23 protein-coding genes are annotated in these 26473 nt (G+C 60.2%); 16 read left to right on the forward strand and 7 right to left on the reverse strand.

The window, feature by feature from the left end; translation table 11 throughout:
* Positions 1 to 379: 379 nt before the first annotated feature.
* A complete protein-coding gene (locus J7E41_RS09205) occupies positions 380 to 2203 on the forward strand; it encodes a serine hydrolase domain-containing protein (protein ID WP_214991950.1) in 1824 nt (607 codons plus the stop codon).
* A gap of 19 nt (positions 2204 to 2222) precedes the next feature.
* Positions 2223 to 3014: a MipA/OmpV family protein gene (locus J7E41_RS09210; protein WP_214991952.1), complete on the forward strand. Its 792-nt coding sequence runs from the start codon at positions 2223 to 2225 to the stop codon at positions 3012 to 3014.
* Between the two features lie 352 nt (positions 3015 to 3366).
* On the opposite strand, the gene J7E41_RS09215 is transcribed toward J7E41_RS09210, so the two are convergent.
* A complete protein-coding gene (locus J7E41_RS09215) occupies positions 3367 to 4644 on the reverse strand; it encodes an ATP-binding protein (RefSeq protein WP_214991954.1) in 1278 nt (425 codons plus the stop codon).
* On the reverse strand, positions 4645 to 5352 hold the full coding sequence (locus J7E41_RS09220) for a winged helix-turn-helix domain-containing protein (RefSeq protein ID WP_214991956.1): 708 nt from the start codon (positions 5350 to 5352) through the stop codon (positions 4645 to 4647).
* Between the two features lie 180 nt (positions 5353 to 5532).
* Here J7E41_RS09220 and J7E41_RS09225 point away from each other — a divergent pair, with 180 nt between their 5' ends.
* Entirely contained in the window at positions 5533 to 6732 is a 1200-nt protein-coding gene (locus J7E41_RS09225; protein WP_214991958.1) for an MFS transporter, read from the forward strand.
* On the opposite strand, the gene J7E41_RS09230 is transcribed toward J7E41_RS09225, so the two are convergent.
* Positions 6688 to 7290, reverse strand: a complete 603-nt coding sequence (locus J7E41_RS09230) for a tRNA-(ms[2]io[6]A)-hydroxylase (protein ID WP_214991961.1) — start codon at positions 7288 to 7290, stop codon at positions 6688 to 6690. The two genes, J7E41_RS09225 and J7E41_RS09230, sit on opposite strands and share 45 nt — an antisense overlap.
* Positions 7291 to 7478: 188 nt before the next feature.
* Between J7E41_RS09230 and J7E41_RS09235 the strand changes: the two genes are divergently transcribed.
* Complete coding sequence (locus J7E41_RS09235; protein WP_214991963.1) at positions 7479 to 8342, forward strand: universal stress protein; 864 nt, start codon at positions 7479 to 7481, stop codon at positions 8340 to 8342.
* A gap of 172 nt (positions 8343 to 8514) precedes the next feature.
* Here J7E41_RS09235 and J7E41_RS09240 read toward each other — a convergent pair whose 3' ends face one another.
* Positions 8515 to 8985 carry a DUF1289 domain-containing protein gene (locus J7E41_RS09240; RefSeq protein ID WP_214992183.1) on the reverse strand — a complete coding sequence of 157 codons (471 nt, stop codon included), beginning with the start codon at positions 8983 to 8985 and terminating at the stop codon, positions 8515 to 8517.
* A gap of 392 nt (positions 8986 to 9377) precedes the next feature.
* Here J7E41_RS09240 and acnB point away from each other — a divergent pair, with 392 nt between their 5' ends.
* Positions 9378 to 11978, forward strand: coding sequence for a bifunctional aconitate hydratase 2/2-methylisocitrate dehydratase (gene acnB / locus J7E41_RS09245; protein ID WP_214992185.1), 2601 nt, complete (start codon positions 9378 to 9380; stop codon positions 11976 to 11978).
* Positions 11979 to 12247: 269 nt separating this feature from the next.
* On the opposite strand, the gene J7E41_RS09250 is transcribed toward acnB, so the two are convergent.
* Positions 12248 to 13525 (reverse strand): HAAAP family serine/threonine permease, encoded by a 1278-nt coding sequence (locus J7E41_RS09250; protein WP_214992187.1) that lies wholly within the window; start codon positions 13523 to 13525, stop codon positions 12248 to 12250.
* Between the two features lie 390 nt (positions 13526 to 13915).
* On the opposite strand from J7E41_RS09250, the gene J7E41_RS09255 reads away from it, so the two are divergent.
* The 5 genes from J7E41_RS09255 (at position 13916) to J7E41_RS09275 (ending at position 19540) form a co-directional block, all read left to right on the forward strand.
* A complete protein-coding gene (locus tag J7E41_RS09255; RefSeq protein WP_214991965.1) occupies positions 13916 to 14452 on the forward strand; it encodes a cysteine hydrolase family protein in 537 nt (178 codons plus the stop codon).
* Positions 14453 to 14582: 130 nt separating this feature from the next.
* A complete protein-coding gene (locus tag J7E41_RS09260; RefSeq protein WP_214991967.1) occupies positions 14583 to 15533 on the forward strand; it encodes a 2-hydroxyacid dehydrogenase in 951 nt (316 codons plus the stop codon).
* A gap of 121 nt (positions 15534 to 15654) precedes the next feature.
* The gene (locus tag J7E41_RS09265) at positions 15655 to 17535 is read left to right on the forward strand and encodes a pilus assembly protein TadG-related protein (protein WP_214991969.1); all 1881 of its coding nucleotides are present in this window, start codon (positions 15655 to 15657) and stop codon (positions 17533 to 17535) included.
* Between the two features lie 137 nt (positions 17536 to 17672).
* Positions 17673 to 18740: a phosphotransferase family protein gene (locus J7E41_RS09270; protein WP_214991971.1), complete on the forward strand. Its 1068-nt coding sequence runs from the start codon at positions 17673 to 17675 to the stop codon at positions 18738 to 18740.
* Between the two features lie 32 nt (positions 18741 to 18772).
* On the forward strand, positions 18773 to 19540 hold the full coding sequence (locus J7E41_RS09275) for an SDR family oxidoreductase (RefSeq protein WP_214991973.1): 768 nt from the start codon (positions 18773 to 18775) through the stop codon (positions 19538 to 19540).
* Here J7E41_RS09275 and J7E41_RS09280 read toward each other — a convergent pair whose 3' ends face one another.
* On the reverse strand, positions 19541 to 19984 hold the full coding sequence (locus J7E41_RS09280) for a carboxymuconolactone decarboxylase family protein (RefSeq protein WP_214991975.1): 444 nt from the start codon (positions 19982 to 19984) through the stop codon (positions 19541 to 19543).
* 163 nt (positions 19985 to 20147) lie between these two features.
* On the opposite strand from J7E41_RS09280, the gene J7E41_RS09285 reads away from it, so the two are divergent.
* The 3 genes from J7E41_RS09285 (at position 20148) to J7E41_RS09295 (ending at position 22446) form a co-directional block, all read left to right on the forward strand.
* Positions 20148 to 21581, forward strand: coding sequence for a PLP-dependent aminotransferase family protein (locus J7E41_RS09285; RefSeq protein ID WP_214991977.1), 1434 nt, complete (start codon positions 20148 to 20150; stop codon positions 21579 to 21581).
* Between the two features lie 85 nt (positions 21582 to 21666).
* Positions 21667 to 21948 carry a putative quinol monooxygenase gene (locus tag J7E41_RS09290; RefSeq protein ID WP_214991980.1) on the forward strand — a complete coding sequence of 94 codons (282 nt, stop codon included), beginning with the start codon at positions 21667 to 21669 and terminating at the stop codon, positions 21946 to 21948.
* Positions 21949 to 22044: 96 nt separating this feature from the next.
* On the forward strand, positions 22045 to 22446 hold the full coding sequence (locus J7E41_RS09295) for a cupin domain-containing protein (RefSeq protein WP_214991982.1): 402 nt from the start codon (positions 22045 to 22047) through the stop codon (positions 22444 to 22446).
* A 135-nt stretch (positions 22447 to 22581) separates the two neighbouring features.
* On the opposite strand, the gene J7E41_RS09300 is transcribed toward J7E41_RS09295, so the two are convergent.
* Complete coding sequence (locus J7E41_RS09300) at positions 22582 to 23214, reverse strand: DNA-3-methyladenine glycosylase I (RefSeq protein ID WP_214991984.1); 633 nt, start codon at positions 23212 to 23214, stop codon at positions 22582 to 22584.
* A 218-nt stretch (positions 23215 to 23432) separates the two neighbouring features.
* Here J7E41_RS09300 and J7E41_RS09305 point away from each other — a divergent pair, with 218 nt between their 5' ends.
* From J7E41_RS09305 to J7E41_RS09315, 3 genes are all read left to right on the forward strand, one after another.
* Positions 23433 to 24758 carry a C4-dicarboxylate transporter DctA gene (locus J7E41_RS09305; protein ID WP_214992190.1) on the forward strand — a complete coding sequence of 442 codons (1326 nt, stop codon included), beginning with the start codon at positions 23433 to 23435 and terminating at the stop codon, positions 24756 to 24758.
* A 141-nt stretch (positions 24759 to 24899) separates the two neighbouring features.
* Complete coding sequence (locus J7E41_RS09310) at positions 24900 to 25604, forward strand: FadR/GntR family transcriptional regulator (protein ID WP_169354263.1); 705 nt, start codon at positions 24900 to 24902, stop codon at positions 25602 to 25604.
* 17 nt (positions 25605 to 25621) lie between these two features.
* Positions 25622 to 26317 (forward strand): GntR family transcriptional regulator, encoded by a 696-nt coding sequence (locus tag J7E41_RS09315; RefSeq protein WP_214991986.1) that lies wholly within the window; start codon positions 25622 to 25624, stop codon positions 26315 to 26317.
* Positions 26318 to 26473 lie beyond the last annotated feature (156 nt).

The following is a 26473-nucleotide window of genomic DNA, read 5'->3' on the forward strand; positions in this document are numbered from 1 at the left end:
AGAGCGAACACTTCCTCTGTGGCGAGGGGGCTTGTCCCCCGTTGGGCTGCGAAGCGGCCCTAAAACCTGCCATCTCGATCTATCTGAAAAAACTCAGCGATCCTTTTGGGGCCGCTTCGCAGCCCAACGGGGGACAAGCCCCCTCGCCACAAGGTCAGTGTTCGCTCCAAGTGACCGGTATTATCCAAAAAACTGTTTTTCAAAGACCTTGAAAGGGCATGGCCCCAAGGGATGGTTTTCAGGACCGCCGCATGTAACTGAAACACCACACATTCATCCACTTAACAGTCTTTGACAGTTTCCTGACAAAGCTCTCAAAGATTGTTGGACAACCCTCCCCTAGCATTCGAGCATCCAAATTACCTGCTGGGTGTTCGTCATGTTTCGCACATTGCGCAGTATTCCGCTGCTGGGCTGTCTGCTCGGCAGCATCGGCTGCCATGCCCAGCCACCTGCAGCCCCGTCCGTCACGAAGGGCGACTACGGCGCAATAATTCGCTACCTGCAAAACCGCATTCCCCTGGAGATGGCACGCTCTAACGTACCGGGGTTGTCCATTGCCCTGGTCAACGGCCAGGAGCTGATCTGGGCCCGTGGGTTCGGCTATGCCGACAAGGCCCGAGGCGTGCCGGTTTCACCCAATACAGCGTTCCGCGCCGGAGCGATTTCCAAGCTGATCACGGCCAGTGCCGCCTTACAGTTGGTAGAGCAAAACCGCCTGGCCCTCGATGCGCCGATCCGGGACACCCTCAAGGAGTTCTACGTGCGCTCGCGCTTTCATGCCGACCCAAGCACCGCCGACCGCGACGTGACCCTGCGTCGCTTGCTCAGCCACCAATCCGGATTGCCCAGCGAACACTTGCGGGACCTGCGCAGCGGGTTCGCCATGAGCCAGATGCCGATGCGGGTCTCAGGCATTTGGCTGAGCACGCCGCCAGGCACACAAGTGGCCTATTCCAACCTGGGTTATGCGCTGGTGGGTGCAGCCATCGAACGCAGTGCCGGTCAAGACTTCGAGCGCCAGTTGCAGCGCAGCCTGTTGAAACCTCTGGAGATGGATCAATCCAGTTTTGTGGGTACCCATGCTGACGTCGGTAACCGTTCCCAGGGTTATCAGGACGGCACCGCCAGCACCGACGCTCAAGTCCGCGACCTGGCCGCCAGCGGTTTGTGGGCCAGCCCCAAGGACCTCAGTCATTACGTGCAGATGCTGTTCGCCCAGGGCAACTACAAAGGCAAACGCGTGTTGGACGGTGCGTCCATCAACGAAATGTTCACCCAGCAAAACGTCGGTAACGTACTGGACTTCGACTGCAAGATCGGCCTGGGCTGGTTTCTTGCGCCCTGTGGCGATGAACCTGTCGCTCCTGGCGTGCGGACGTATCAGCACAGTGGTGCCGGTGACGACTTCGCCGCCCAACTGACGATGCTGCCTGACCAGCAGTTGGCCGTGATCATCATGGCCAACGACAGCAACGCCGAAGACATGGTCGCGTCCCTGGCCACCCACGCCCTGCGCATGATGCTCCAGGCGCAGAGCGGTGAAGTCGCCTGTACCGACGATTGCCAGAAGCCGACCGGTGGCCAGGATCATCGCCGTATCCCTGGCGCTGTCGACCGCAAGCGCCTGGCCGGTTTTTATGCCACCGCCTGGGGCGTCTTCCGCATCAAGGATGACAACGGCCAGCTGTACGGTGAGCTGTCCGACACCCGCTTCGAACTGCTGCGCGACGACCATGACTGGCTGCGGGCCCAGAAAAAAGTCCTCGGTTTGTGGCTCAAGGACCTCGGTGAATTGAGCCGGGTACAGCTGGATGTGGTGACCGTTCAAGGACGCCAAGTACTGATCGCCAAGAGCCATGGTCAACGGGTACCGGTGGGTGAGCGGATCGAACCGACACCACTGACCGGCGCCTGGGCCAACACCGTCGGCACTTATCAAGTGCTCAACACCCATGAGCCCGATGCCCCGCTGAGCGGCATCAGCGTACGCCTGGAAGAGGGTTTCCTGGTGATTCGCGGGCAGCTGCATGACGAACCGTTGACCGATTACATCCTGTTGCCCGTGGACAACGCCCACGCGGTGCTGGCCGGCAACGGCTATGGCCTGGGCGACACCGTGGGCCGCCAGGTCAACGGTCTCAGTGCCTCGGGTTACCACTTCAAGCGTACCGATTCACCTCACGTCAACTTGAATTTCTAAACCACGGATGAAAACCAACATGCGTTCAACAAACCTCTGTCTGTCGCTCACCTCGCTGTGCCTGCTCACCAGCGCCAACAGCGTATTGGCCGAAGACTGGCAATACAGCCTGAAGGCCGGCGTGGCCAACCTGCCGCGCTACAGCGGCAGCGACGAGCGAGTGACCGCCCCGTTGCTGGGTGGCGAGATCATCAGCCCATGGGGAATTTTCCTCAACACCGACAAAGGTCTGGGCTGGGGCTATGAAGGAGACAACGCCAGCTTCAGTGCCTATGTCGGCACCAGTGCCGGGCGCAAGGACAAAAAGAGCAGTACTCACGCAGGCTCCGACAAACTCAAAGGCATGGGTGAGATCAAGACCCGCGCCCAGGTCGGCATCAGCGGCAGCTACACCCTGGGCTCGGTGATCCTCGGCGCAACCCTGGAGCACGCTCTGAAAGAGGACGACCACAAAGACAGCGGCAAGACCTTCACTTCCCTGGAGTTGACCGTCGGCACCAACCTGTATGAGGGCCGATACGGCTCGCTGGACGCCAGCCTCAACAGCCGGTTCGGCGATGGCAACTACATGCAGACCTGGTATGGCGTGACCACCGGCCAGGCGGCCCAAAGTCGCTTCCGTGCTTATGATGCCAAGGGGGGCATGATCAGTAACGGGATGACCCTGGTGTGGAGTTTGCCGATCAACGAACACACCCGGTTCTCGACCCTGCTGGATGTGCAGTACCTGGCCAATGAGGCGGGCAACAGCCCGATTGTCGAGCGACGCTTGCAGACGTCGGTGATGGGGGTGATTGACTACACGTTCTGAGTGGTTTCAAGACCCTTACGACTGCTGCGCAGCCGATCGCAGGCTGCGCCAGCGGCTACAGGATCGACACCGCCCCTGTAGCCGCTGCCGAGGCACGAGGCTGCGATAAGGGCCGAAGGACCTTCGGCGGTTTCAAGACCCGGCGACTGCTACGCAGCCGATCGCAGGCTGCGCCAGCGGCTACAGGTGATCGATACAGTCCCTGTAGCCGCTGCCGAGGCACGAGGCTGCGATAAGGGCCGAAGGACCTTCAGCGGTTTCAAGACCCGGCGACTGCTACGCAGCCGATCGCAGGCTGCGCCAGCGGCTACAGGTGATCGTCACGGCACACTTCCGAGGCATCGGCTACACCTTATTCGACATACGCCCATGTCATCCGAAACGACGCTCCACCCCACTCCGAATCCAGCACTTCAACCTGCCCCCCATGCCACTGGCAAACCCGCTTCACCAGCGCCAATCCAAGGCCAAAGCCACCCGTGCGGCGGTCGCGGCTGGCATCCAGGCGCAGAAAGGGTTCGAAGATCTTCGCTCGGCCATCCAGCGGCACTCCAGGACCATCATCGTTAACCCGCACTTCATAGCCCGCGCCAAACTTCACCAACGATACCTCGACGCGATGGTCGGCATAACGAATGGCATTGCGCAGCAGGTTAATCACCGCCCGCGCCATAAAGCGCGGCTCAATGCGGATGTAATCGACTTCACAGGTGCGCAACAGCAACTGCACCCCCGCCGCTTCTGCTTCCAGGGCAACGCTGCCAATCACGCTGTCGAGCCAGCTGTGGGCCTCGATATTTTCCCGGGTGACCTGCGTGGCGCCACGCTCGAGGCTGGCGTAGGTCAACAGCTCCGAGACCATTTCTTCCAGCTCGCCCAGGTCAGCGTACATATCGGCGATCAGCGCTCGGCTCTGCCGTGGGTCGGCTTGTTGTTTCAACTGATCCAGCTCGAACGACAAACGCGCAATGGGCGTGCGCAGTTCGTGGGACACCGCGTTGGTCAATTCACGCTGGTTGGCGATCAGGCTTTCGATGCGTTCAGCCATCTGGTTGAAGTGCCCGGCCAATTCACGCACGGTTGAGCGGCGCGGCAAAAGGATGCGCGAGCCCAGATCATTATCGCCAAAGCGCTGGGCCGCCAGACGGATGTGCTCCAGGTCGCGCCAATGGGGACGAACCCAGAAATACAGGACCAGCGCCAGGCTCACACCCAGGAAACCATAGGCCCACAGGTACAGCCATTTGGGTTCTTCCGGTAGTTTGACATTAAGCAGTTGTGGGCCGCCGTCGATATCGGCAATGAACTCCATGAAGTCCCCACGCACCACCACCTGCCCGGCCGCCAGCAGTTGCTGCTCGCGCTCGGTCAACCCCGCCGCACTGCGCGGCATCAACGCCAGGAGCAGCCCGTAATGGGTTTGCAACTCGGCCAGGCGGTCGGCACGCGCGGCGTCAGGCACCGCCCGCAGTTGCTCCACCACGCCATACATCGGCCCACGCATGGCCTCACGGTTATAGGTCTCGTTAGCCTCAGGCAGCATCTCGTCGAAGGTGAAGTTTACCGCCCAGATCGCCCCCGCCAGCCCCAGGGCCAGAATCACATACAGGCGTAGAAACAGCCGTAGCATCTAAACCTCCCAGGCGAATGGATTAAACAGATAGCCCTTGCCCCAGATAGTCTTGATGCACACCGGCTCCCGAGGGTTGTCATTGAGTTTGCCGCGCAGCTTACTGATATACACGTCGACGCTGCGGTTGAGTCCGTCAAAGGCAATCCCGCGCATGCGGTTGAGGATGTCATCGCGGGAGAGGATTTTCCCGGCGCTGCCGGCCAGCAACCACAACAGCTCGAACTCCATGGTGGTCAAATCGATCTTCTCGTCCCCCAGGCTCACTACCCGGCAACTGCGGTCGATGGACAACCGGCCAAACTCCAGGGAACCGCGCACCGTCGGTTCAGGCATCTGACGCCGCTGCAAGGCGCGCAGGCGTGCCAGCAACACGGGAGGCTTGATTGGCTTGATCACATAGTCATCGGCACCGGACTCCAGGCCCAGGATATGGTCCAGGTCATCTTCCTTGGCAGTCAGGATCACGATGGGCGTATCGGAGACATTACGAATCTCACGGCACACATGCAGACCACTCTGGCCGGGCAGCATCAGGTCGAGCACGACGATCTTGGGCTTGAACTCCAGAAAGGCGGCCAGCGCCAGATCGCCACGGTGCACCGCCAACACGTCGAAACCATGCTGGGAAAGGAAATGTGCGATCAGCCCTGCCAGCTTCTGATCGTCCTCAACGAGCAAGACCTTGCCAAGACCCAAGTTTTCCATAAATTCCCAGTGTGCGAACGCGGATTGAAGTGTGCGTATTATAGGTGGCTGCGCGGGTAGTTAAGAGCCTATAGCCATCATTGAGCGCCGGGTTTCGACGAAGCTTCATGCTTTTAAGAGTTTTTAACAAATAGCCTGCAATCTTTAACGAGACATCGTCCGCAATTTACAGGGAGTTTTATGCGCAAGGACTATCTGGCGTTCTTCGTGTCGCTGTTCCTGTCCCGGCTGGCGGATCAGATTCTGCTGTTCATCGTGCCGTTGGTCGTGTTTCAGACCACCAATAGCGTGTCCTGGGCGGGCCTGGCATTTTTTGTCGAGTCGCTGCCACGCTATCTGTCGTTCCCGGTCTGCGGGGCACTGTGCGACAAGTTCCCACCGGTGCGCATCTTGCATATCAGCCAGGTGTACCGAGCGTTGGCCTGTGTCGTGGCCGTGGCGCTGTACGGCTTGTTTGACGGCATTTACTGGGTTGTCATCCTCTCGGCGCTCTGTGGCGTACTGACCACCCAGGGCATCATGGCCCGGGAAGTGCTGCTGCCGCATATTTTCCAGCAGTACAGCTATGCCAAGACCCTGTCCTACTCGCAAATCGCCGACCAGACCGGCCTGGTGCTGGGGCCACTGGTGGCGGCACTGATGCTGGAGGGCTGGGCCTGGCATTGGGTGCTGCTGGGGGTTTCCGGGCTGTTCCTGCTGGCAGATTTTGCGATGCGTATCTGGCAACGCAACACCCGCGTCAACCTGGAAACCTTCGAACAACATCCGGGGATCTGGCTGCAACCGTTGCGCATCGCCTTCGGGCATATCCGTAACCTGCCAGAGTTGAAGAAAGTCATCGTGCTGGCCGTCGGTGTCAACCTGATCATCGGCGTGACCCTGGCCACTTCGGCCGCCATGGTCATTGGCCAATACGCCGCGAGCAAGGATGCTTATGCCGGGCTGCAAGCGGCCGGCGCGGTGGTGACGATCGCCATTCTGTTTTTCCTGGCACGCTCTACCCTGCCCTTGAGGGTGCTGGGCGGCGTGTCTTATTCAATGATTGCAGTGGGCGCACTGATCACCGCCATCAGCCCGAACCTGTGGGCTTACACCGTCGGCTTCTTGCTGGTGACCGGTTTCGACAAGATGTTCAACGTGTATATACGCAGCGTCCGTCAGCGGGTGATCCCGGCCCGGGATTTTGGCAAAACCGTCGGGGTGCTGACCTTGCTCAACAATCTGTCCCAACCCTTGGCGGGCTTATTGATTGCGCTACTGGCGGCGCCGCTGGGAGCGCAGACGGTGATCCTGTTGTTGACCGGGATCACCGCACTGATCGGCGTTGGTGTGGCGTCAGGCTGGCACGCCGCTGTGAAAACGGAACTCGATGTCAGGTGATTCGATCAGTTCCTGCTCGGCCGCGCGTACCCGGTCGATCACCTGGGCAATGTCCTTGGCGTCGCCATACAGATACGCCAGTTTCAAATAACCCTGGAAATGCCGTGCCTCGCTTTTCAACAGACCAAAGTAGAACTTGCCGAGTTCTTCGTCCAAATGCGGCACCAGTGCTTCGAAACGCTCGCAACTGCGGGCTTCGATAATCGCGCCGACCACCAGGGTATCCACCAGTTTGACCGGTTCATGGCTACGCACCACTTTGCGCAAACCGGAGGCATACCGACTGGCCGATAGCTGGCGCAACTCGATCTTGCGCTTTTTCATCAGGCGCATGACTTGCTCGTGATGCACCAACTCTTCCCGGGCCAGACGCGACATCAGATTGATCAAGTCAACGTGGGAGTGATATTTGGCGATCAGGCTCAAGGCCGTGCTGGCGGCCTTGAATTCACAGTTCTTGTGGTCGATCAGCAGGGTTTCCTGATCGGCCAATGCGGCCTGGACCCAGCCGTCTGGCGTGCGGCAGCCGAGGAATTCATGAATTTGGGGCAGGTTCATCGGGTCACTTCCGGCACAACGGCAAAGGTCAAGAACATGAGGCTCACGGATAAAGGTTCACAGCGAAGGGCGCCGATTATACCGACCGCGCCACAGACCACCACCCACAGGCCTTGATGCACGTCAGCATGACGTCTGGCGAGCAGCAACTATAGTTGTTCCAGACCCCTTTTCCGGAGATCCCGACCATGCAAGCCATCCGCAGCATCCTGGTGATTATCGAGCCCGAGCATTCGGAGAGCCTGGCCCTCAAGCGCGCCAAGCTGATCGCTGGCGTGACCGGCGCGCACCTGCACTTGCTGGTCTGCGATAAAAAGCATGAGCATTCGCAAATGTTGAGGGACCTCAAGGACGAGTTAACCGCCGGCGGCTACAGCGTCACCACCGAGCAGGCCTGGAATGACAGCTTGCATGAAACCATCATCGACGTGCAGCAGGCCGAAGGCTGTGGCCTGGTGATCAAACAGCACCTCCCCGACAGCCCGCTGAAAAAGGCCTTGCTGACGCCGGCCGACTGGAAGCTGATGCGTTACTGCCCGACTCCGGTGTTGCTGGTCAAGACCGCCACACCCTGGGCCGGCGGCGTCATCCTGGCGGCCATCGACGTGGGCAACACCGACAGCGAACACCAAGCGCTGCACAACACCATCGTCGACCACGGCTTCGATATCGCCAGGCTGGCCAAGGCCTCGCTACATGTGATCAGCGCCCATCCGTCGCCGATGCTCTCGGCCGCCGACCCGGTGCTCCAACTCAAGGAAACCATCGAAGCCGGCTACCGCGAGCAGTGCAAGGCGTTCCAGGCCGAGTTCGATATCGATGACCCCCACCTGCATATCGAAGAAGGCCCGGCGGATGTGCTGATCCCCCATGCTGCGCATAAATGGCAAGCGGCGGTAACGATCATCGGTACCGTGGCGCGCACCGGGCTCTCGGGGGCATTGATCGGCAATACCGCGGAAGTGGTGCTAGATGCGTTGGAAAGTGATGTGCTGGTACTTAAACCCCAGGAACTGATGGATCACCTCGAGGAACTGGTCACCAAACCCTGATCGACCAACCGCTGAAGATCCACGCTTGTAGCCGCTGCCGAGGCACGAGGCTGCGATGCATGTCCGCAGGACCGCCCTTGGGGCCGCTACGCAGCCCGTCGCAGCCTCGTGCCTCGGCCGCGGCTACAACTGCCTTCGCAAGCGCCAGCTCCCACATTTTGATCTGCGCCAGTCAGTACCCCAGCGCATCTTTAAGAAAGCCTGGCGCGATATAGCGCTGGTAGTGGGCTTCGGAGAGGATGAAGAACTCCCGATCAATGGCATCGCGCAGTTCCGGCAGGCTCCAGTCGCGAAACTCCGGCATCAGCACCATGCCGTAGGCCTCCAGGTTAGTGATGACCCGTGCCCCACGGGCAATCAACTGGTAGGCCCAGCAGTATTCGGACTGATGAGGCACGAAGCGGACTTTTCGCTGTTCCAGTTGCCAGCGCAGCCTTTTCGGGTCGAACACTTCCAATTTGCCGGCCATCACTTGCACCAGCAGTTGCTCGAGCCTGAGCCACACCGCGCGCTTTTCTTCCTCGTTGTAACCGTTCCACTGGATCACTTCATGGTGAAAGCGCTTGCAACCCCGGCACACGAGGTCGCCGTAGACCGTGGAACACAGGCCGACGCAGGGGGTCTTGATGGTTTGGTTGGACATGGGCAACAACGCGCCAATCAGAAACAGTTGCACATATTAGCCCTTTGTCTAAGGTTCATCACCCCGCAAACTTGGCGCGGTAACTTACGTTTAGAAATTTTTTGCCGTAGAATCACCCGGCCTTGTAAGGCGCCAATAATCCATTGGAAGCTGTTTTCAAAGCGTCACGAGCACAGTCGTTCCTTCAGAGCGGTGTTGGCGACGGTTATTTACCCCATAAATAGCCAGCGCCAACCCTCATCAGCTCCGTTCTGCAGGCGTAAAACTTTGAAAGCAGCTTCTGTGAGAAATGCCGGCAGCGCTGGCTCTACGGCCCAAAAAGCCCCCGAGCGCATGCGTGCCGTGCATGTCTGGATGAGCGTCCCGTGGGACCACTGATGAGGGTAATAACTGTGCTTGAAGCCTACCGCAAACATATCGAAGAGCGTGCAGCCCTGGGTATCGTTCCCCAGCCGCTTAACGCCGAACAAACTGCAGGCCTGGTCGAGCTGCTGAAAAATCCCCCGGCTGGCGAAGAAACTTTCCTCGTTGACCTGATCACCAACCGCATTCCACCAGGCGTTGACGAGGCTGCCTACGTCAAGGCCGGTTTCCTGTCTGCCCTGGCCAAGGGCGAAGCCACTTCCCCCCTGATCGACAAAAAGCGCGCGGTTGAACTGCTTGGCACCATGCAAGGCGGCTACAACATCGTGACCCTGGTCGACCTGCTCGACGACGCGACCCTGGCACCGGTTGCCGCGGCGCAGCTCAAGCACACCCTGCTGATGTTCGATGCGTTCCACGACGTCGCGGAAAAAGCCAAGAACGGCAACCAGCACGCCAAAGACGTGATCCAGTCCTGGGCTGACGGCGAGTGGTTCAAGAACCGCCCGACCCTGGCCGACAAGATCAGCCTGCGCGTGTTCAAGGTCACCGGCGAAACCAACACCGACGACCTGTCCCCTGCCCCGGATGCCTGGTCCCGTCCTGACATCCCGCTGCACGCCCTGGCCATGCTGAAAATGGCCCGTGAAGGCATCGTGCCTGACGTCCAAGGCGTCACCGGCCCGATGAAGCAGATCGAAGAAATGCGCGGCCAAGGCTTCCCGATCGCCTACGTCGGTGACGTGGTCGGTACCGGTTCGTCGCGTAAATCGGCCACCAACTCGGTGCTGTGGTTCTTCGGCGACGACGTGCCTTACGTGCCGAACAAGCGCGCTGGCGGCTTCTGCTTCGGCAGCAAGATCGCTCCCATCTTCTACAACACCATGGAAGATGCCGGCGCACTGCCAATCGAATTCGACGTCACCAACATGAACATGGGCGACGTGATCGACCTGTACCCGCATGCTGGCAAAGTCACCAAGCACAACAGCGATGAAGTCCTGACCACCTTCGAAATGAAGACTCCGGTGCTGTTGGACGAAGTCCGTGCTGGCGGCCGTATCCCGCTGATCATCGGCCGTGGCCTGACAGAAAAGGCTCGCGTTGAGCTGGGTCTGCCACCTTCGACCCTGTTCAAGCTGCCTGAGCCTCCGGCTGAAAGCGACAAGGGTTACACCCTGGCGCAGAAAATGGTCGGCAAGGCATGCGGCGTGGCTGGCGTTCGTCCAGGCACCTACTGCGAACCGAAGATGACCACCGTCGGCTCCCAGGACACCACCGGTCCTATGACCCGTGATGAACTCAAAGACCTGGCGTGCCTGGGCTTCTCCACCGATCTGGTAATGCAGTCGTTCTGCCACACCGCGGCCTATCCAAAGCCGATCGACGTGACGACCCACCACACCCTGCCTGACTTCATCATGACCCGTGGCGGCGTATCGCTGCGCCCGGGCGACGGCATCATCCACAGCTGGCTGAACCGCATGCTGCTGCCGGACACCGTCGGTACCGGTGGTGACTCCCACACCCGTTTCCCGATGGGCATCTCGTTCCCGGCCGGTTCCGGCCTGGTAGCGTTTGCCGCCGCCACGGGTGTTATGCCGCTGGACATGCCGGAATCGATCCTGGTGCGCTTCAAAGGCGAAATGCAACCCGGCATCACCCTGCGTGACCTGGTTCATGCCATTCCTTACTACGCGATCCAGGCTGGCCTGTTGACCGTAGAGAAGAAAGGCAAGAAAAACGCCTTCTCCGGCCGCATCCTGGAAATCGAAGGCCTGGACAACCTGAGCATCGAACAGGCTTTCGAACTGTCCGACGCCTCGGCCGAACGTTCGGCTGCCGGTTGCACCATCAAGCTGTCGAAAGAGTCGATCACCGAGTACCTGAACTCCAACATCACCCTGCTGCGCTGGATGATCGGCGAAGGCTACGGCGATGCGCGTACCCTGGAACGTCGCGCCCAAGCGATGGAAGCCTGGGTAGCCAACCCGGAGCTGATGGTGGCCGATGCCGACGCCGAGTACGCCGAAATCATCGAGATCGACCTGGCCGACATCAAGGAGCCTGTGCTCTGCGCGCCAAACGATCCGGACGACGCCCGTCTGCTGTCTTCGGTACAAGGCGAGAAGATCGACGAAGTGTTCATCGGTTCGTGCATGACCAACATCGGTCACTTCCGCGCTGCCGGTAAGCTGCTGGAGCAGGTCAAGGGTCAACTGCCAACCCGTCTGTGGCTGTCGCCGCCGACCAAGATGGACGCTCACCAGTTGACCGAAGAAGGCTACTACGGCATCTACGGCAAGGCTGGCGCGCGCATGGAAATGCCGGGCTGCTCGCTGTGCATGGGTAACCAGGCACGCGTTGAACCGAACTCCACCGTGGTGTCGACGTCGACGCGTAACTTCCCGAACCGTCTGGGTGACGGCGCGAACGTCTACCTGGCTTCGGCTGAGCTGGCGTCGGTTGCGTCGATCCTGGGTCGCCTGCCGACCGTCGAGGAGTACATGGCCTACGCGAAGGAAATCAACACCATGGCCAGCGATGTGTATCGCTACCTGAGTTTTGACCAGATCGCCGAGTTCCGTGAAGCTGCTGCAAACGCCAACATTCCGGTGGTTCAAGCCTAAGGTTCTGTTGATGTAGAAGGCGCCGCGTATCGCAAGGTACGCGGCGTTTTTTTATGCCTGGGAGAAGGTTGTTGCGTGCTTCGGGGCCTGTTGTGGCATAGGGATCTCTGGGTCTTTTTAATGTTTGGGATTGGGGGGCATATCCGTTGCTGCGGTCACGGATATATACCCCAACGCAGCCAAGCCCCGCGACACTAATCTCACAGACATAAAAAAAGGCCAACCCACCATGCGGATTGGCCTTCATCATTTCATCGACCCGGCAAGCATCACGCTACAAACGAATACACCAACGCCGTAATCGCCACCAACCCCACCGCCGTGACAAACACATTGGACGCCTGCCCACGGTACTTGGCCATGGCCGGCACCTTGCGAATGGCGTACATCGGCATCAGAAACAGGATCGACGCAATGATCGGCCCGCCCAGGGTCTCGATCATCCCCAGGATGCTCGGGTTGAGTGTGGCAACGATCCAGCACACCACCAGCATGAAGGCCGCCGTCATACGGTCCAGAGCCTTGGGCCCAGGACGGCGACCGCTCTTGACGATCAAGCCCTTGAGGCCTTCGCTGGCACCGATGTAGTGGCCCAGGAACGACTTGGCAATGGCCACAAACGCGATCAACGGCGCAGCAAAAGCGATGGTCGGGTTGCTGAAGTGGTTGGCCAGGTACGACAGGATCGACAGGTTCTGCGCCTTGGCTTCTGCCAATTGCGCCGGCGACAGGGTCAGCACGCAACTGAAGACGAAGAACAGCACCATCGCCACCATCAGCAGGTGGGCGCGGGACAGGATCTGCGAGCTGCGCTCCTCGGCGTGATCGCCATACCGACGCTTCTGGTCAACCGCAAAGGCCGAGATGATCGGCGAGTGGTTGAACGAGAACACCATCACCGGGATCGCCAGCCACAGGGTGTGCAGCAACGCCGACGGTTCCGGCAGTGTGCTGGCGGTGCTGAGGATGCCGCCGTTCCAGTGAGGAACCAGGAACACTGCCAGGAACAGCAAGGCGACGATAAACGGATACACCATCAGGCTCATAGCCTTGACGATCACCTGCTCGCCGCAGCGCACCACGGCCAACAGGCCGAGGATCAGCACAAACGACAGAACCGCCCGTGGCGGTGGTGTGATGTGCAGTTGGTGTTCGAGGAAGCTGCCGACGGTGTTGGTCAGGGCGACACTGTAGATCAGCAGGATCGGGAAGATCGCAAAGAAGTACAGCAAGGTGATCAACGCACCGGCCTTGATCCCGAAATGCTCTTCGACCACTTCGGTGATGTCCGAACCTTCACGGCCCGAGAGTACGAAGCGGGTCAGGCCACGGTGCGCATAGAACGTCATCGGGAAGGCCAGGACCGCCAGTACCAATAGCGGCCAGAAGCCGCCCAGGCCGGCATTGATGGGCAGAAACAAGGTACCGGCGCCGATGGCCGTGCCAAACAGGCCAAGCATCCAGGTGGTGTCCTGGCGGCTCCAGCTTGTGAGCGTTGCAGGTGTCGTTGCGTAGCGTTCGTCGACGCTATTGGCCTGATCATTCATCCGGTCGGATCTCCGCATTCCGGTTCATTGCCACACAGTGGGGGCGGGTCGGAAAAGTCCGATAGACAGCGCCCTCACCGTAACAGGGGCGCGATTGTCCGGGATTCGCTTGAATAAGCAAAGACTTAGCTGAGGAATGGTTGTGCGGTGCAGGTACTCAAAAGTGGCTGGCACGTTGACAGTACCGAGCCAGACCAAGCATGATCGGCCCATGAACATTCTTCAGCTTGCCCTCACCCGTACCACCACCACGACCGCTTCTGGCGGGTCGTGTGGTGGTTGTGTGTGGCGCTTGAGCTAAACAAGTCACCCGCAACACCCAAGGCCCCGCCAGCAATGGACGGGGCCTTTTTTTGCTCTGTCCACCTGGCAACACAATGGAGCAACCTCATGCATGACGCCAAACGCCCCGCCCTGCTGATCATCGATATGCAAACCGGCCTGTACGATGGGCCGGAAAAGCCGTTCGAGCGCGAGCGGGTACTCGACACCATCAACCAGTTGATCCACCGCGCCCGGCAAGCGGGTGCTCCGATCTACGCTGCCCGCCATACCGGCCCCGCCGGCTCTCCCATCGAAGCTGGCAGTCCGCTCTGGCAGCTATGGTCGGCACTGGACGCAGATGAAGCTCAGGACACGGTCTTCAACAAGTCCCGCCCCAGCTGCTTTCTGGGCACTCATTTGGCCCAGCAACTGGCGGCAGCTCAGGTCAATGAGCTGGTGATTGTCGGGATGAAGACCCAGTACTGCATCGACACGACTTGCCGAGTGGCGGTGGAACTGGGCTTTTCCGTAGTACTGCCGGAAGACGGCCACACGTGCATGGACACTCCGGCACTATCGGCCCAGGCAATTATCGAGCATCACAATGCAACCCTGTCCGGGGCATTTGTGAAACGCGTCAAGGCGGCAGAGGTCTGGGCCTGAGATCCACCATGGGCACGTGCAGGGAGAAATTTACCCTGCGCGCGCCATATTTTTCTTCTTCAGACGCGGGATTCAGGCCAAAGAAATGTCGCATACTGGTGCCATCAAAGCCTTCAGGAAGAGCCTTCGCATGCCCATCACAGTTCTGGTCCTGGTTGAAACCATCAACGACTACCTGCCGCTCATCGAAGGCAATGGCTTTCATGTGATCCTGGCGCCCACACCAGCCGAACGCGCCCAGGCGATCAAGGCCCATGGCGGACAAATCCAGGCGGTACTGACCCGGGGACCGCTGGGGCTGTATGCCGAGGAAATCGCTGCCCTGCCGTTGCTGGAAATCATCTGTGTGATTGGTGCCGGCTACGAGCATGTGGACCTGCAGGCAGCCAGTAATCGGGGGATTGTGGTCACCAATGGCGCCGGAGTGAATGCGCCATCGGTGGCCGATCACGCCATGGCGTTGTTGTTGTCGCTGGTGCGGGACATTCCCCGGGCAGACGCGGCGGTACGGCGTAGCGAATGGCCCAAGGTCATGCGCCCTTCTCTGTCGGGAAAACAGCTGGGCATCCTCGGACTGGGTGCAGTGGGCATGGAGATTGCCAAGCGTGCAGCGCTGGGCTTTGGCATGGAAATCAACTACCACAGCCGCCAACCCCGGGATGACGTGGACTACACCTACTGCTCGACACCGCTGGAGCTGGCGCGAGCCTCGGACTTCCTGATCCTGGCCACCCCCGGCGGCGCCACGACACGGCATTTGATCGACCGCCAGGCCCTGGACGCGCTGGGCCCCCACGGCTTTCTGGTGAACATCGGCCGGGGCAGTGTGATTGTTACCGCCGACTTGATCAGCGCCCTGGAACAACGGCGCATTGGCGGCGCGGCACTGGATGTGTTCGACGATGAGCCCCACGTGCCGGATGCCCTCAAGCACCTGAGCAATACCGTGCTGACGCCTCACGTCGCCGGCCTGTCGCCGGAGGCAGCCCATGACACGGTGCAGCGGGTAGCGGATAACCTGATGGAATACTTCGCGGGCCGGCCTGTGTTGACCCCGGTGGTACTGCCCTCCCCGAACTGAACAGCCGGAAAACTTTCGTCGCGATAAACTATGGCTCATAGCCAGTAATTTTCCAGATCCTGACTACACTGCTTCCGGGAAACCTCAGAACGCCGGTGCAGGACTGGCGAAGGAACGCAGTATGTTTCGCCATGGATCCGGCCCGGCCCGCCAACGCGGCATGATCGGGCTGATGGGCGCGCTGACCCTCGGACTCGCGCTGTTGCTGCTGTTGCTGGTGGTCGATAGCGGTCGCCTGTACCTGGAAAAACGCAAGTTGCAGCGGGTTGCCGATACGGCGGCCCTGGAAGCCGTGAGCCGTGGCGGCACCTGCGCGCTACCGGCCAATAACGCGGCGGTATTTGCCCGTGAAAGTGCTGCGCGCAATAGCTTCACCCTCGACGACAACCGTACCTTGGCCACTGCCTGCGGCACGCTGATCACGGGGGCCAACTTCCTGCGTACCTTTAATGCTGACCCGCTCAAGGCCGATGCTATTCAGGTGATTGTCAGGCACCGCGTCACTACCAGTATTGCTGGCGGCATCCGTACCTTGTTCTCCACGGGCCTCGCTGATCTCACGACGCAACTGACTGCGGTTGCGGTGGCCGCGGTGCCGTTGCCGCCGATGGCGACACTGACTGTGCGCAGTACCTTGCTGACAGTGGACAGCAGCAAGTCCGAAATCTTGAATGGGTTGATCGGCGGCCTGCTCGGCGGCAAATTGAAGCTCGATGCCGTCGGCTGGCAAGGCCTGATCAACACCGACATCAACCTGCTCAGTTACCTCGACGCCCTGGCCATTGAACTGCACGTCAGTGCCGGTGATTACGACAAGCTGCTCAATACCGGCGCCACTGTGGGCCAACTGATCCAGGCCGCCATTGATGTGCTGCAACGCGGTGGCGACGGAATCAAGGTGATCATCAATAGTCTGGAGGCAATCAAGCTGATCGCCGCCGGCACCGAGATCCTGCACCTCAAGGACTTGCTGAACATCCAGGCCGGCCTCGACAAGGCGGCCCTTGATGTGAACCTGCAACTGTTCAACCTGATCCAAGGCTTTGTACAGCTGTCGAACAAGGAAAGCGCAGTGGCTGCGGAATTGCCGGTGAATGTGCTGGGGCTGCTCGGCGTGAAGGTTCAGACCAAGGTGATCTCACCGCCTCAAGTCTCGGCGATTGGCAACCCGGAACTGGCCCGTAAGGACCCGCTCGGGCCGAATCAGATTTATGTGCGCACCGCGCAGATCAGGACGCTGGTCACGGTGGATTTGCCCATCGTAGGCGTAGTGAACGATCTTCTTGACGGTGTCATTGGCCTCTTGAATGCGTTGTTAGGTAACTCGGACTCAAGGATCAGTCTGCATATCGGCGAACATCTCAATGTGGCCCTGGAAGCCGCCAGCGGCAGCAGCTATGTCACCGACTACAGCTGCAAAGACCCGAAGAAAAAATCATTGGCCGTGGTGGGCACCACGTCGGCCGTTCGACTGATGATTGGCCAGATCGACCCCACCAACCTGTTCTCTTCCAGTAAGGACTTGAGCGTCGATGAGTTTCCGGTAGTGGATCTCGCCATGATCACCTGCCCTGACGGCAAGCCCTGTACCCGCCAAGCCTTTGCCGGAGGCGGCCTGGGGTTGAAAATCGACAGCCCCATCGCTCAAACCAGCAAACCCCATGTGTTCGACATGCCGCCAGAGGTCAAACAACCTCCAAGCTTCTACAGTTTCACCGCCGCCAACGTGGTTGGCAGCCTCAGCAACACGCTCGCAGGTATCAAGTTCATCAGTCATGTACCGATCGTCGATAGCCTCCTGAGCCTGCTGCTGGGAGTTGTCACCGGCCTGCTGAGCGGTGTGCTGAACCTATTGAGCGGTCTTGTCTCCGGTGTTCTCGCCCCCCTGCTCGACCCCATCGTCAACAACCTCCTCGCCGGCCTGGGCATCGACCTGGCAAAAGTCGAAATCGGTGCCAACCTGACCTGCTACCCCGGTGGTCGTGCGGTCCTGGTGATCTGAGCCCCAGGCACATCAGGAACACTGATCATCGGCCAACACGCTAACCTATTAAGCCGCCGCGACCTTGTGGCTGGGCGGCTGTGCGCATTAGATTAGCCAATAGTCCAAGGCCTTTAGAATAAGCAGAAGGGATAAGCATGGCGCTTAACGACCAATCGACCCAGATTCGCCCAGGCGAAGAACTTGATGTCAGCCTCATCGATCCCTACCTCAAGGCCCATATCCCGGGCCTCAGCGGCACACCCAACATCAGCCAGTTCCCGGGTGGTGCGTCCAACCTGACCTACCTGCTGGAATACCCAGATCAGGAGTTCGTCCTGCGTCGCCCGCCCTTCGGCCACAAGGCCAAGTCCGCCCATGACATGGGCCGCGAATACCGGATTCTCAATCAACTCAAGGACGGCTTCCCGTACTGCCCCAAGGCCTACGTGCACTGCACCGACGAGTCGGTGATCGGTGCCGAGTTCTATGTGATGGAGCGGGTCAACGGCATCATCCTGCGCTCGGACCTGCCGCCGGAACTGGGTCTGGATGCCGTGAAAACCGAAGCCCTGTGCAAAAGCTTTATCGACAAGTTCGTCGAACTGCACCGGGTTGACTACACCGCCTGCGGCCTGGCCGACCTGGGTAAGCCTGAAGGTTACGTCGAGCGCCAGATTCGTGGCTGGAGCGACCGCTACGAAAAAGCCCTGACTCCCGATGCGCCCAGCTGGGAGGCCGTGCGCGCGTGGCTCAACGACAAGATGCCCGCTGACCATCCCAAGTCCAGCATCGTGCACAACGACTATCGCTTCGACAACGTGATCCTCGACCCGCACAACCCGATGCAGATCATCGGCGTGCTGGACTGGGAGCTGACCACCCTGGGCGACCCGCTGATGGACCTGGGCAACACCCTCGCCTACTGGATCGAAGCCGGCGACTCCGGCCCCGTACAATTGATGCGCCGCCAGCCAAGCAACGCCCCAGGCATGCTCACCCGCCGCCAGTTCGTCGACTACTACGCCGAACGCTCAGGGATCCAGATCGACAATTTCGATTTTTACTACACCTACGGCCTGTTCCGCCTGGCCGGTATCGTGCAGCAGATCTACTACCGCTTCTTCCATGGCCAGACCCAGGACAAACGCTTCGCGCAGTTCATCCACATGAACAAGCTGCTGGAGCAAATGAGCCTGAACGTCATCGGCAAATCCGCACTCTGATAGCCCCAGCTATGAGCTCACAAGGAACCATCATGTCCAAGACTCAATTGTTCGACCTCGACGGCAAGATCGCTTTCGTTTCCGGCGCCAGTCGCGGTATCGGCGAGGCCATTGCCAAGCTGCTGGCCCAGCAAGGCGCCCACGTGATTGTTTCCAGCCGCAAGATCGATGGCTGCCAGCACGTCGCCGACGCGATCATCGCCGACGGCGGCAAAGCCACCGCGATTGCTTGCCATATCGGCGAGATGGAGCAGATCACCCAGGTGTTTGCCGGCATTCGCGAACAGTTTGGGCGCCTGGATATCCTGGTCAACAACGCCGCCACCAACCCGCAGTTCTGCAATGTGCTGGACACCGACCTCGGCGCGTTCCAGAAGACCGTCGACGTGAACATCCGTGGCTACTTCTTCATGTCGGTGGAAGCCGGCAAGCTGATGCGCGAAAACGGCGGTGGCAGCATCATCAACGTGGCGTCGATCAACGGCATTTCACCGGGACACTTCCAGGGCATCTACTCGGTGACCAAGGCCGCGGTGATCAACATGACCAAGGTGTTCGCCAAGGAATGCGCGCAGTTCGGGATTCGCTGCAACGCGCTGCTGCCCGGCCTGACCGACACCAAGTTCGCCTCGGCGCTGGTGAAGAACGACTCGATCCTGAAAGTGGCCCTACAACAGATTCCGCTCAAGCGCGTGGCGGCACCGGATGAAATGGCCGGCGCGGTGCTGTACCTGGCCAGTGATGCGTCGAGCTACACCACCGGGGTGTCGCTGAATGTGGACGGTGGTTTCCTGTCCTGATCAAATATTCGGCGGCTGTTTGCGAAACCCTACGGCCAGGCGGTTCCAGGCACTGATGCTGGACACCGCCATGGTCAGGTCCACCAGTTCCTGCTCGCTGAACTCCACCCGGACGGCGGCGTACAGCTCATCCGGCACAGTGGACGTCGGCAGCGTGGCCATCGACTCACTCCAGGCCAGCGCGGCCTTTTCTCTCGCGGTAAAAAACGGTGAGTCGCGCCACACGCACAAGGCGAACAAGCGTCGTTCGCTCTCCCCTCGCTGTCGGGCGGCCATCGAATGCATATCCGTGCAAAAACCGCAGTGGTTCAGCTGCGAAACCCTAATTTTGATCAGCTCCAGCAACGGCGTTTCGATCGACAAGCCAAACGTCGCCGCTTCCAGCATCAGCATGCCTTTGATCGCTTGTGGCGAAGCCGTGTAGTAATCCAGGCGGGGTTCCATCGAGGCGGCCTCTGTGGGCAAATGCAATGACTGCCCAGCCTAACGGGCCTGCCGCGCTCGTCCTATAGCCAAAATTCAGCTTTATGGGCAGACCATTTGCCCGATACCGTCACCGGCCGGTTGCGGGTAATCTTGCCGGTGATCGATCGCCTCAGGATAAAAAATGGAACTGCACGTCGTCATCAACGGCCGCAAGGATCTGGCCGACCAGCTTTACCGGCAACTGCGCGAAGCCATGGAGTCCGGGCGCCTGGCGGCGGGTGCCCAACTGCCGCCGAGCCGCCTGCTGGCCGAGCAGTTGGGCGTGTCACGCAAGACCGTCTCCGACACCTACGCCTTACTGACCTACGAGGGCCTGTTGGTCGGCAAGATCGGCCGGGGCACCTTCGTCAATGCCCAGCCGGCGCGCACCGAGCGCCTGCAAAATGCAGCGGGCCTGGCCTGCGCCGCCAACCTGGCAAAATGGCAAGCGCTGCCGTCGCCCATGCGCCACCCCACGCGCGACAGCACCCTGCGTTGCGAATTCATCGGCGGCGCCACCACCCGCAGCCAGTTCCCCCAGGACGAATGGCGCAGCTGCACCCAGGACGCCCTGCGCCGAATCGCCCAGAACAGTGGCTTCTACAGCCAGCCCGAAGGCTTGCCTGCCCTGCGCAGCGCCATTGCCGGGCACATCGCGTTTTCCCGAGGGGTCAAATGCCGGGACGAGGACATCGTGGTCACCAATGGCGCCCAACAAGCCCTGGACCTGATCGCCCGTGTGGTACTGGAACCGGGCACCATTGTCGCCATGGAAGATCCCGGCTATACCCCGGCGCGGCTGATGTTCGATGCCGTCGGCGCGAAGGTAGTGGGCGTACCGGTGGACGAACACGGCATCCAGGTCGACTTGATTCCCGACGGCACACGACTGATCTACGTGACGCCATCCCACCAGTTCCCCCTCGGCATGCCCATGAGCCAGCCGCGCCGCGAAGCGCTGCTGGCACGGGCCTTCGAGCTGGGGGCGATTGTGATCGAGGACGATTACGACAGCGAGTTCCGCTATGAAGGCCGGCCCACTGACTCCCTGCAAAGCATGGACACGCGCGGCGTGGTGACCTACGTCGGTACCTTCTCGAAAACCCTCCTGCCCGAGTTACGCCTCGGCTATGCGGTGCTGCCGCCTGCGCTGTTTGGCGCCGTCCTCAAGGCCAAGCAATTGACCGACCAGCACACCTCGACCTTGCCCCAATGGGCACTGGCCAAGTTCATCAACGAAGGCTATTTGCTCAAGCACATTCGCCGCTGCCACACGGTGTACGCCGGGCGCCGGGAGCGCATTCTCCAGCGCCTGGCGGGAGATCTTTCGCCCTGGTTCGAAGCCGTGCCCACCGTCGCCGGCTTCCATATGGCCGCGCTGTGCAAGGTACCGGTGGACATCCCGTTGCTCATGGAATTGGCGCGCCAGGTCGAGGTGGGGTTATATCCACTGAATGTGTTCTTCCACGAAGCACCGGTGCGTGAGGGCTTGATACTAGGTTTCGGGGCCATTGAAACCCTGGACATCGACCCGGCCCTGGACAAGGTGCGCGATATTTTGCAGCAGATTGGCTAAGGGACTTTCCAGCGGATTGGCTATTGGCGTTTGCAGGCCGCCATTCTAGCCTGCTTGCTGACACCGAACCCCAGGGACCTTCGCCATGCCAGCCTGTGCCTTCAACACCGTCCATATCCGTGCAGCGCCCGGGCGCTCACCCGAACTGGGCGAGCGCCTGCGCCGGATTGCCGACACCGTGCGCGCAGCCTCGGGCTGCCTGGACTACAACGTGCAACGCAGCCCGGTTGATCCAAACCTGTGGACCGTCAGTGGTCGCTGGCAGTCCATTGATCAACTCCACGCGCACTTCCAGTTGCCGGCCCTGCAAGGCTTTATCGACCTGACCAGCCAACGCCTGGCCAGCCGCCTGGACTTCGATCACTGAGTCATTGGTCTCCTGCCCTTTACCCGGATTGGCTATTGGCCGGGCCCCTTCCGAGGCTTAGGGTGAAAGGGTCTGGAACTACTTGGAAGCATCCTCATGAAAGTACTGCTCGGCACCGCCCTGCTGCTGGCCTCGTTCAGCGCCCTGGCCCACGACCTGGTCTACAACCAGGAAAAAATCAACGTGCTGCAAGAGCATGCCCTGACCAACGTCCCCGGCAAGAAAACCATCATGCTCACCGTGGACTACGCGCCCGGCCAGGCCACTGTACCCCATAGTCACACCGGCACGGCCGTGGCTTATGTGCTGGAAGGCGAGATCACCTCGCGGGTCAACGATGAAAAGGCGATTACCTACAAGGTGGGTCAGTCATTCTATGAGCCAGCAGGCTCCCGACACTTTGAGTCCAGCAATGCCAGCCAGACCAAACCGGCCAGGCTGCTGGTGGTCATGGTGATGGATGACAAGGCCGAAGTGCTGACGCCGCTGGCGCATTGAGGACCAGCCCTTGTAGCCGCTGCCGAGGTACGAGGCTGTGATGGGTCGCGTAGCGACCCCCGGCGGCGGTCCTGCGGCCCGCATCGCAGCCTCGTACCTCGGCAGCGGCTACAGAAAGCAGTCGCAGGTTCGGTGTTAGCCGTAAGGACGCTTGAACTGCCGGCGCCGCACTTCGATTTGCTGTCGGCAGATGCAGCCTTCCAGATGGTCATTGACCATGCCCATCGCCTGCATCAAGGCATACATCGTGGTCGGGCCGACAAAGGTCCAGCCGCGCTTCTTCAAGGCCTTGGATAAGCGTATCGACGCCGCCGACGTCGGATTGGCCGTCAAATAGGCCAAGTCGACCACCGCCGGGCGCTCCTCGGCGTCGGGCTCGAACGCCCACATCCAGGCCGCCAGCGACCCGGTTTCCTCCACCAGCTCGCACGCCCGCCGCGCATTGTTGATCACCGACACAATCTTGGCCCGATTGCGCACGATGCCGGGGTCCAGCATCAACCGCTGGATATCTTCCTCGGTGTACTGCGCCACCCGTTGATAATCAAAGCCATCGAACGCCCGCCGAAAATTCTCCCGTTTGCGCAGGATGGTGATCCACGCCATGCCCGCCTGGAATCCTTCCAGGCAGATCTTCTCGAACAATTGAATGTCGCCGGCGACCGGCACACCCCATTCATGATCGTGGTAATCGCGGTATTCAGGCGCAGACATGCGCCATGCGCAGTGGGTGGTGCCTTCGTGCGTTGTCAGTCCTGGAATATCCATAATTCACCTTTCTGGCCAAGCGCCGGATGATAAGCGAAAAAACTTTGTGCGCCGCCAACCGCTCAAGCATCACCCTTACCGAGCAACTGGTCAGACCGGAACCTGCCAACCGCCAATTCTTTACTTGCGACTTAAAAAAAACCCAGCGTAGACTGGCCTCGCACTGGACTTACCGGTAAGACCACAACAATTAAGCCCTGGAACCACCAGGGCACCGAATAGAGATCCCTCCCATGCTCAGATGGTGCTCGCGTTCGATTTTCCTGCAAGTCGTGATTGGCCTGATCCTCGGGGTTATTTGCGGCCTGGCCCTTCCCGAATTCTCCTCGCAACTCAAACCCCTGGGTGACGGCTTTATCAAGCTGATCAAAATGCTGATTGGCCTGATCGTGTTCTGCGTGGTGGTCAGCGGTATCTCCGGCGCCGGCGACTTGAAGAAAGTCGGGCGCATCGGTCTCAAATCAGTGATCTACTTTGAAGTGCTGACCACTATCGCTCTGGTGATTGGCCTGATCATGGCCTTCAGCACCGGCATTGGCACCGGCGCCAATATCCACCTGGAACAGCTTTCTTCCGCCGGGCTCAATGAACTGGCCGACCGTGGCCAGCACATCAAGGGCACCAGCCAGTTCCTGATGGAGCTGATCCCCAACTCAGTGATCGGCGCCTTCGCTGAAAACAACGTGCTGCAAGTGCTGTTGTTCTCGGTACTGTTCGGCAGCGCCTTGAACCTGGTAGGCGAAGCGGCTTCCGGGATCTCGCGACTGATCAATGAACTCAGCCACGTGATCTTCCGCATCATGGGCATGATCGTGCGTTTGGCCCCCATCGGTGTGTTCGGCGCCATCGCCTTCACCACCAGCCAATATGGTCTCGACTCCCTGCAACACCTGGGCAGCCTGGTAGGCCTGTTCTACCTGACCTGTTTCGTCTTCGTCGCACTGATCCTCGGCCTGGTAATGCGCTTGTCGGGCCTGCGCATGCTGCCGTTCCTCAAGTACCTGCGCGAGGAACTGCTGATCGTCCTGGGGACCGCCTCCTCCGATGCAGTGCTGCCACAGATCATGCGTAAACTGGAGCACCTGGGCATTGGCAGTTCCACCGTCGGCCTGGTGATTCCCACAGGTTACTCGTTCAACCTCGACGGTTTTTCGATCTACCTGACCCTGGCCATCGTATTTATCGCCAACGCCACTGGCACGCCGCTGTCGATGACCGACTTGCTGACCATCTTGCTGGTGTCGTTGATCACCTCCAAGGGCGCCCACGGGATTCCGGGTTCGGCGCTGGTGATTCTGGCGGCTACGCTGACCGCGATCCCGGCGATCCCGGTGGTGGGCCTGGTGCTGGTGTTGGCGGTGGATTGGTTCATGGGGATTGGCCGGGCGCTGACCAACCTGATCGGCAATTGCGTGGCCACCGTGGCTATCGCCCGCTGGGAAAAAGACATTGATATCCAGCGCGCCAACAAGGTACTGGATGGGCAACAAGGGTATGCGTTCCAGGCGAAGAAGCCGGTGTTGCCGGCCCACCAAGAGTTCTAATTAAACCCTGTAGCCGCTGCGATGGGTTTGGTGCGGCATTCCGACGAAGCGCCCCCTGAGGGCGGTCCTGCGGCCCGCATCGCAGCCTCGTGCCTCGGCAGCGGCTACAGGGGGATACCCAACATACAAGGAGCCTGCGACGTGATCACCACTTCAACCGTCGTCAATTCAGTGGTAGAAAAACTGCGCGCTGCCCTGGCAAAGGGACAATGGCGACGCGGCGAGATGCTGCCCGGCCAGCGCGAACTGGCCGAGCAACTGGGCATCAGCCGTCCGAGCCTGCGCGAAGCAGTCATTGTGCTGGAAACCCTGGGCCTGGTGCGCTCCATGCCGGGCAAGGGTGTGGTCGTACTCGAAGCCACGCTGAGTGAACCCCAGTCTCAGGACAGTACCGTAGCCGACGCCAGCCTCGAAGACATTCTGCAACTGCGCTACACCCTGGAGCCATTCATTGTCGGCCTGGTGGCCCAGTCCATCAGCAGTAAGGAAGTCGGCCAATTGCGCCTCACCCTGATGGACATGCGCGAAGCCCTCGACGCCAACGACAGCGAAGCCGGGATGAATGCCTACATCGCTTTCCACGAAGAGCTGTTCGCCCTCACCTCCAACCCGATCTTCCAGAACGTGGTGCAACAGACCAGCAACGCCCTCAAGCAAAGTGCCCAGGTGCTGCGTAACTCCCCCGAGCACCTGGCAGAACGCCTGCAGGAAAACGACGCCGTGGTGCGCGCCATTCGCAACAAGAACAGCGCCCTGGCCAGTGCCGAAATGCGCCGGCATATCCTTCAGGAAGGCTTGCGCATGGGCATTGCCCTGAACATCCCGGACGACCATCTGGGCAGCTGATTTTTTGGAGACCGGCCATGACCGCTCACGCTCTGCAACACAACGCCGTCGTCACCGCCCTGCCCGCTATGCGCCTGGTGGCTGGTAAAAAGCCCTCGGTGGACGACATTTATCCACGGCTGTTCGATGCCATTCTCGAACAACGGATTGCCCCGGCCAGTCGCTTTACCGAGGAGAGCCTGGGGCAAAGTTTTGGCGTCAGTCGCAGCGTGATTCGTCGAGTATTGGCGCGGTTGTCCCATCAGCAAGTCATCATCCTGCGGCCCAATCACCGGGCCCAGGTCGCGGCGCCGGATGCGCAGCAGGCACAGCAGATTCTTGAGGCGAGGCGCCTTACGGAAGTGACTGTAGTGCAGTTGGCCTGCGCCCAGGCAAAGCCTGCACAGGTACACCAACTGAGGGAGCTGATTGCCCGAGAGCGCGAATGCATCGAGCGTGATCAACGCGGGCCGGCGATTCGCCTGTCCGGGGAGTTTCACCTGCAACTGGCAGCCATTGCAGGGAATGCGCCGCTGGCGCAGTTTCTCAACAGCCTGGTGCCGTTGACGTCGTTGATCATTGCGCAGTATGAGGCCCAGGCTTGCACGTATTGTGCGTGGCAGGAGCATATGGGGATTGTGGAGGCGGTGGAGCGTGGGGATGCAGATACCGCCGTGACGTTGATGACCCAGCACCTGGATCATCTGGAGGCCAAGTTGCTGAGTCACCACTGAACCCTCTGCCAGGCGTAGATTTTATAAGCAATGTGGATCAAATGTGGGAGCGGGCTTGCTCGCGAAGGGGGTGGATCAGTTGATAAAGATACTGGCTGACCCACCGTCTTCGCGAGCAAGCCCGCTCCCACATTAAACCGTGTTCCAACAAAAAGC

It is taken from the genome of Pseudomonas fluorescens (assembly GCF_018614655.1).
Classification (GTDB): domain Bacteria; phylum Pseudomonadota; class Gammaproteobacteria; order Pseudomonadales; family Pseudomonadaceae; genus Aquipseudomonas; species Aquipseudomonas fluorescens_BX.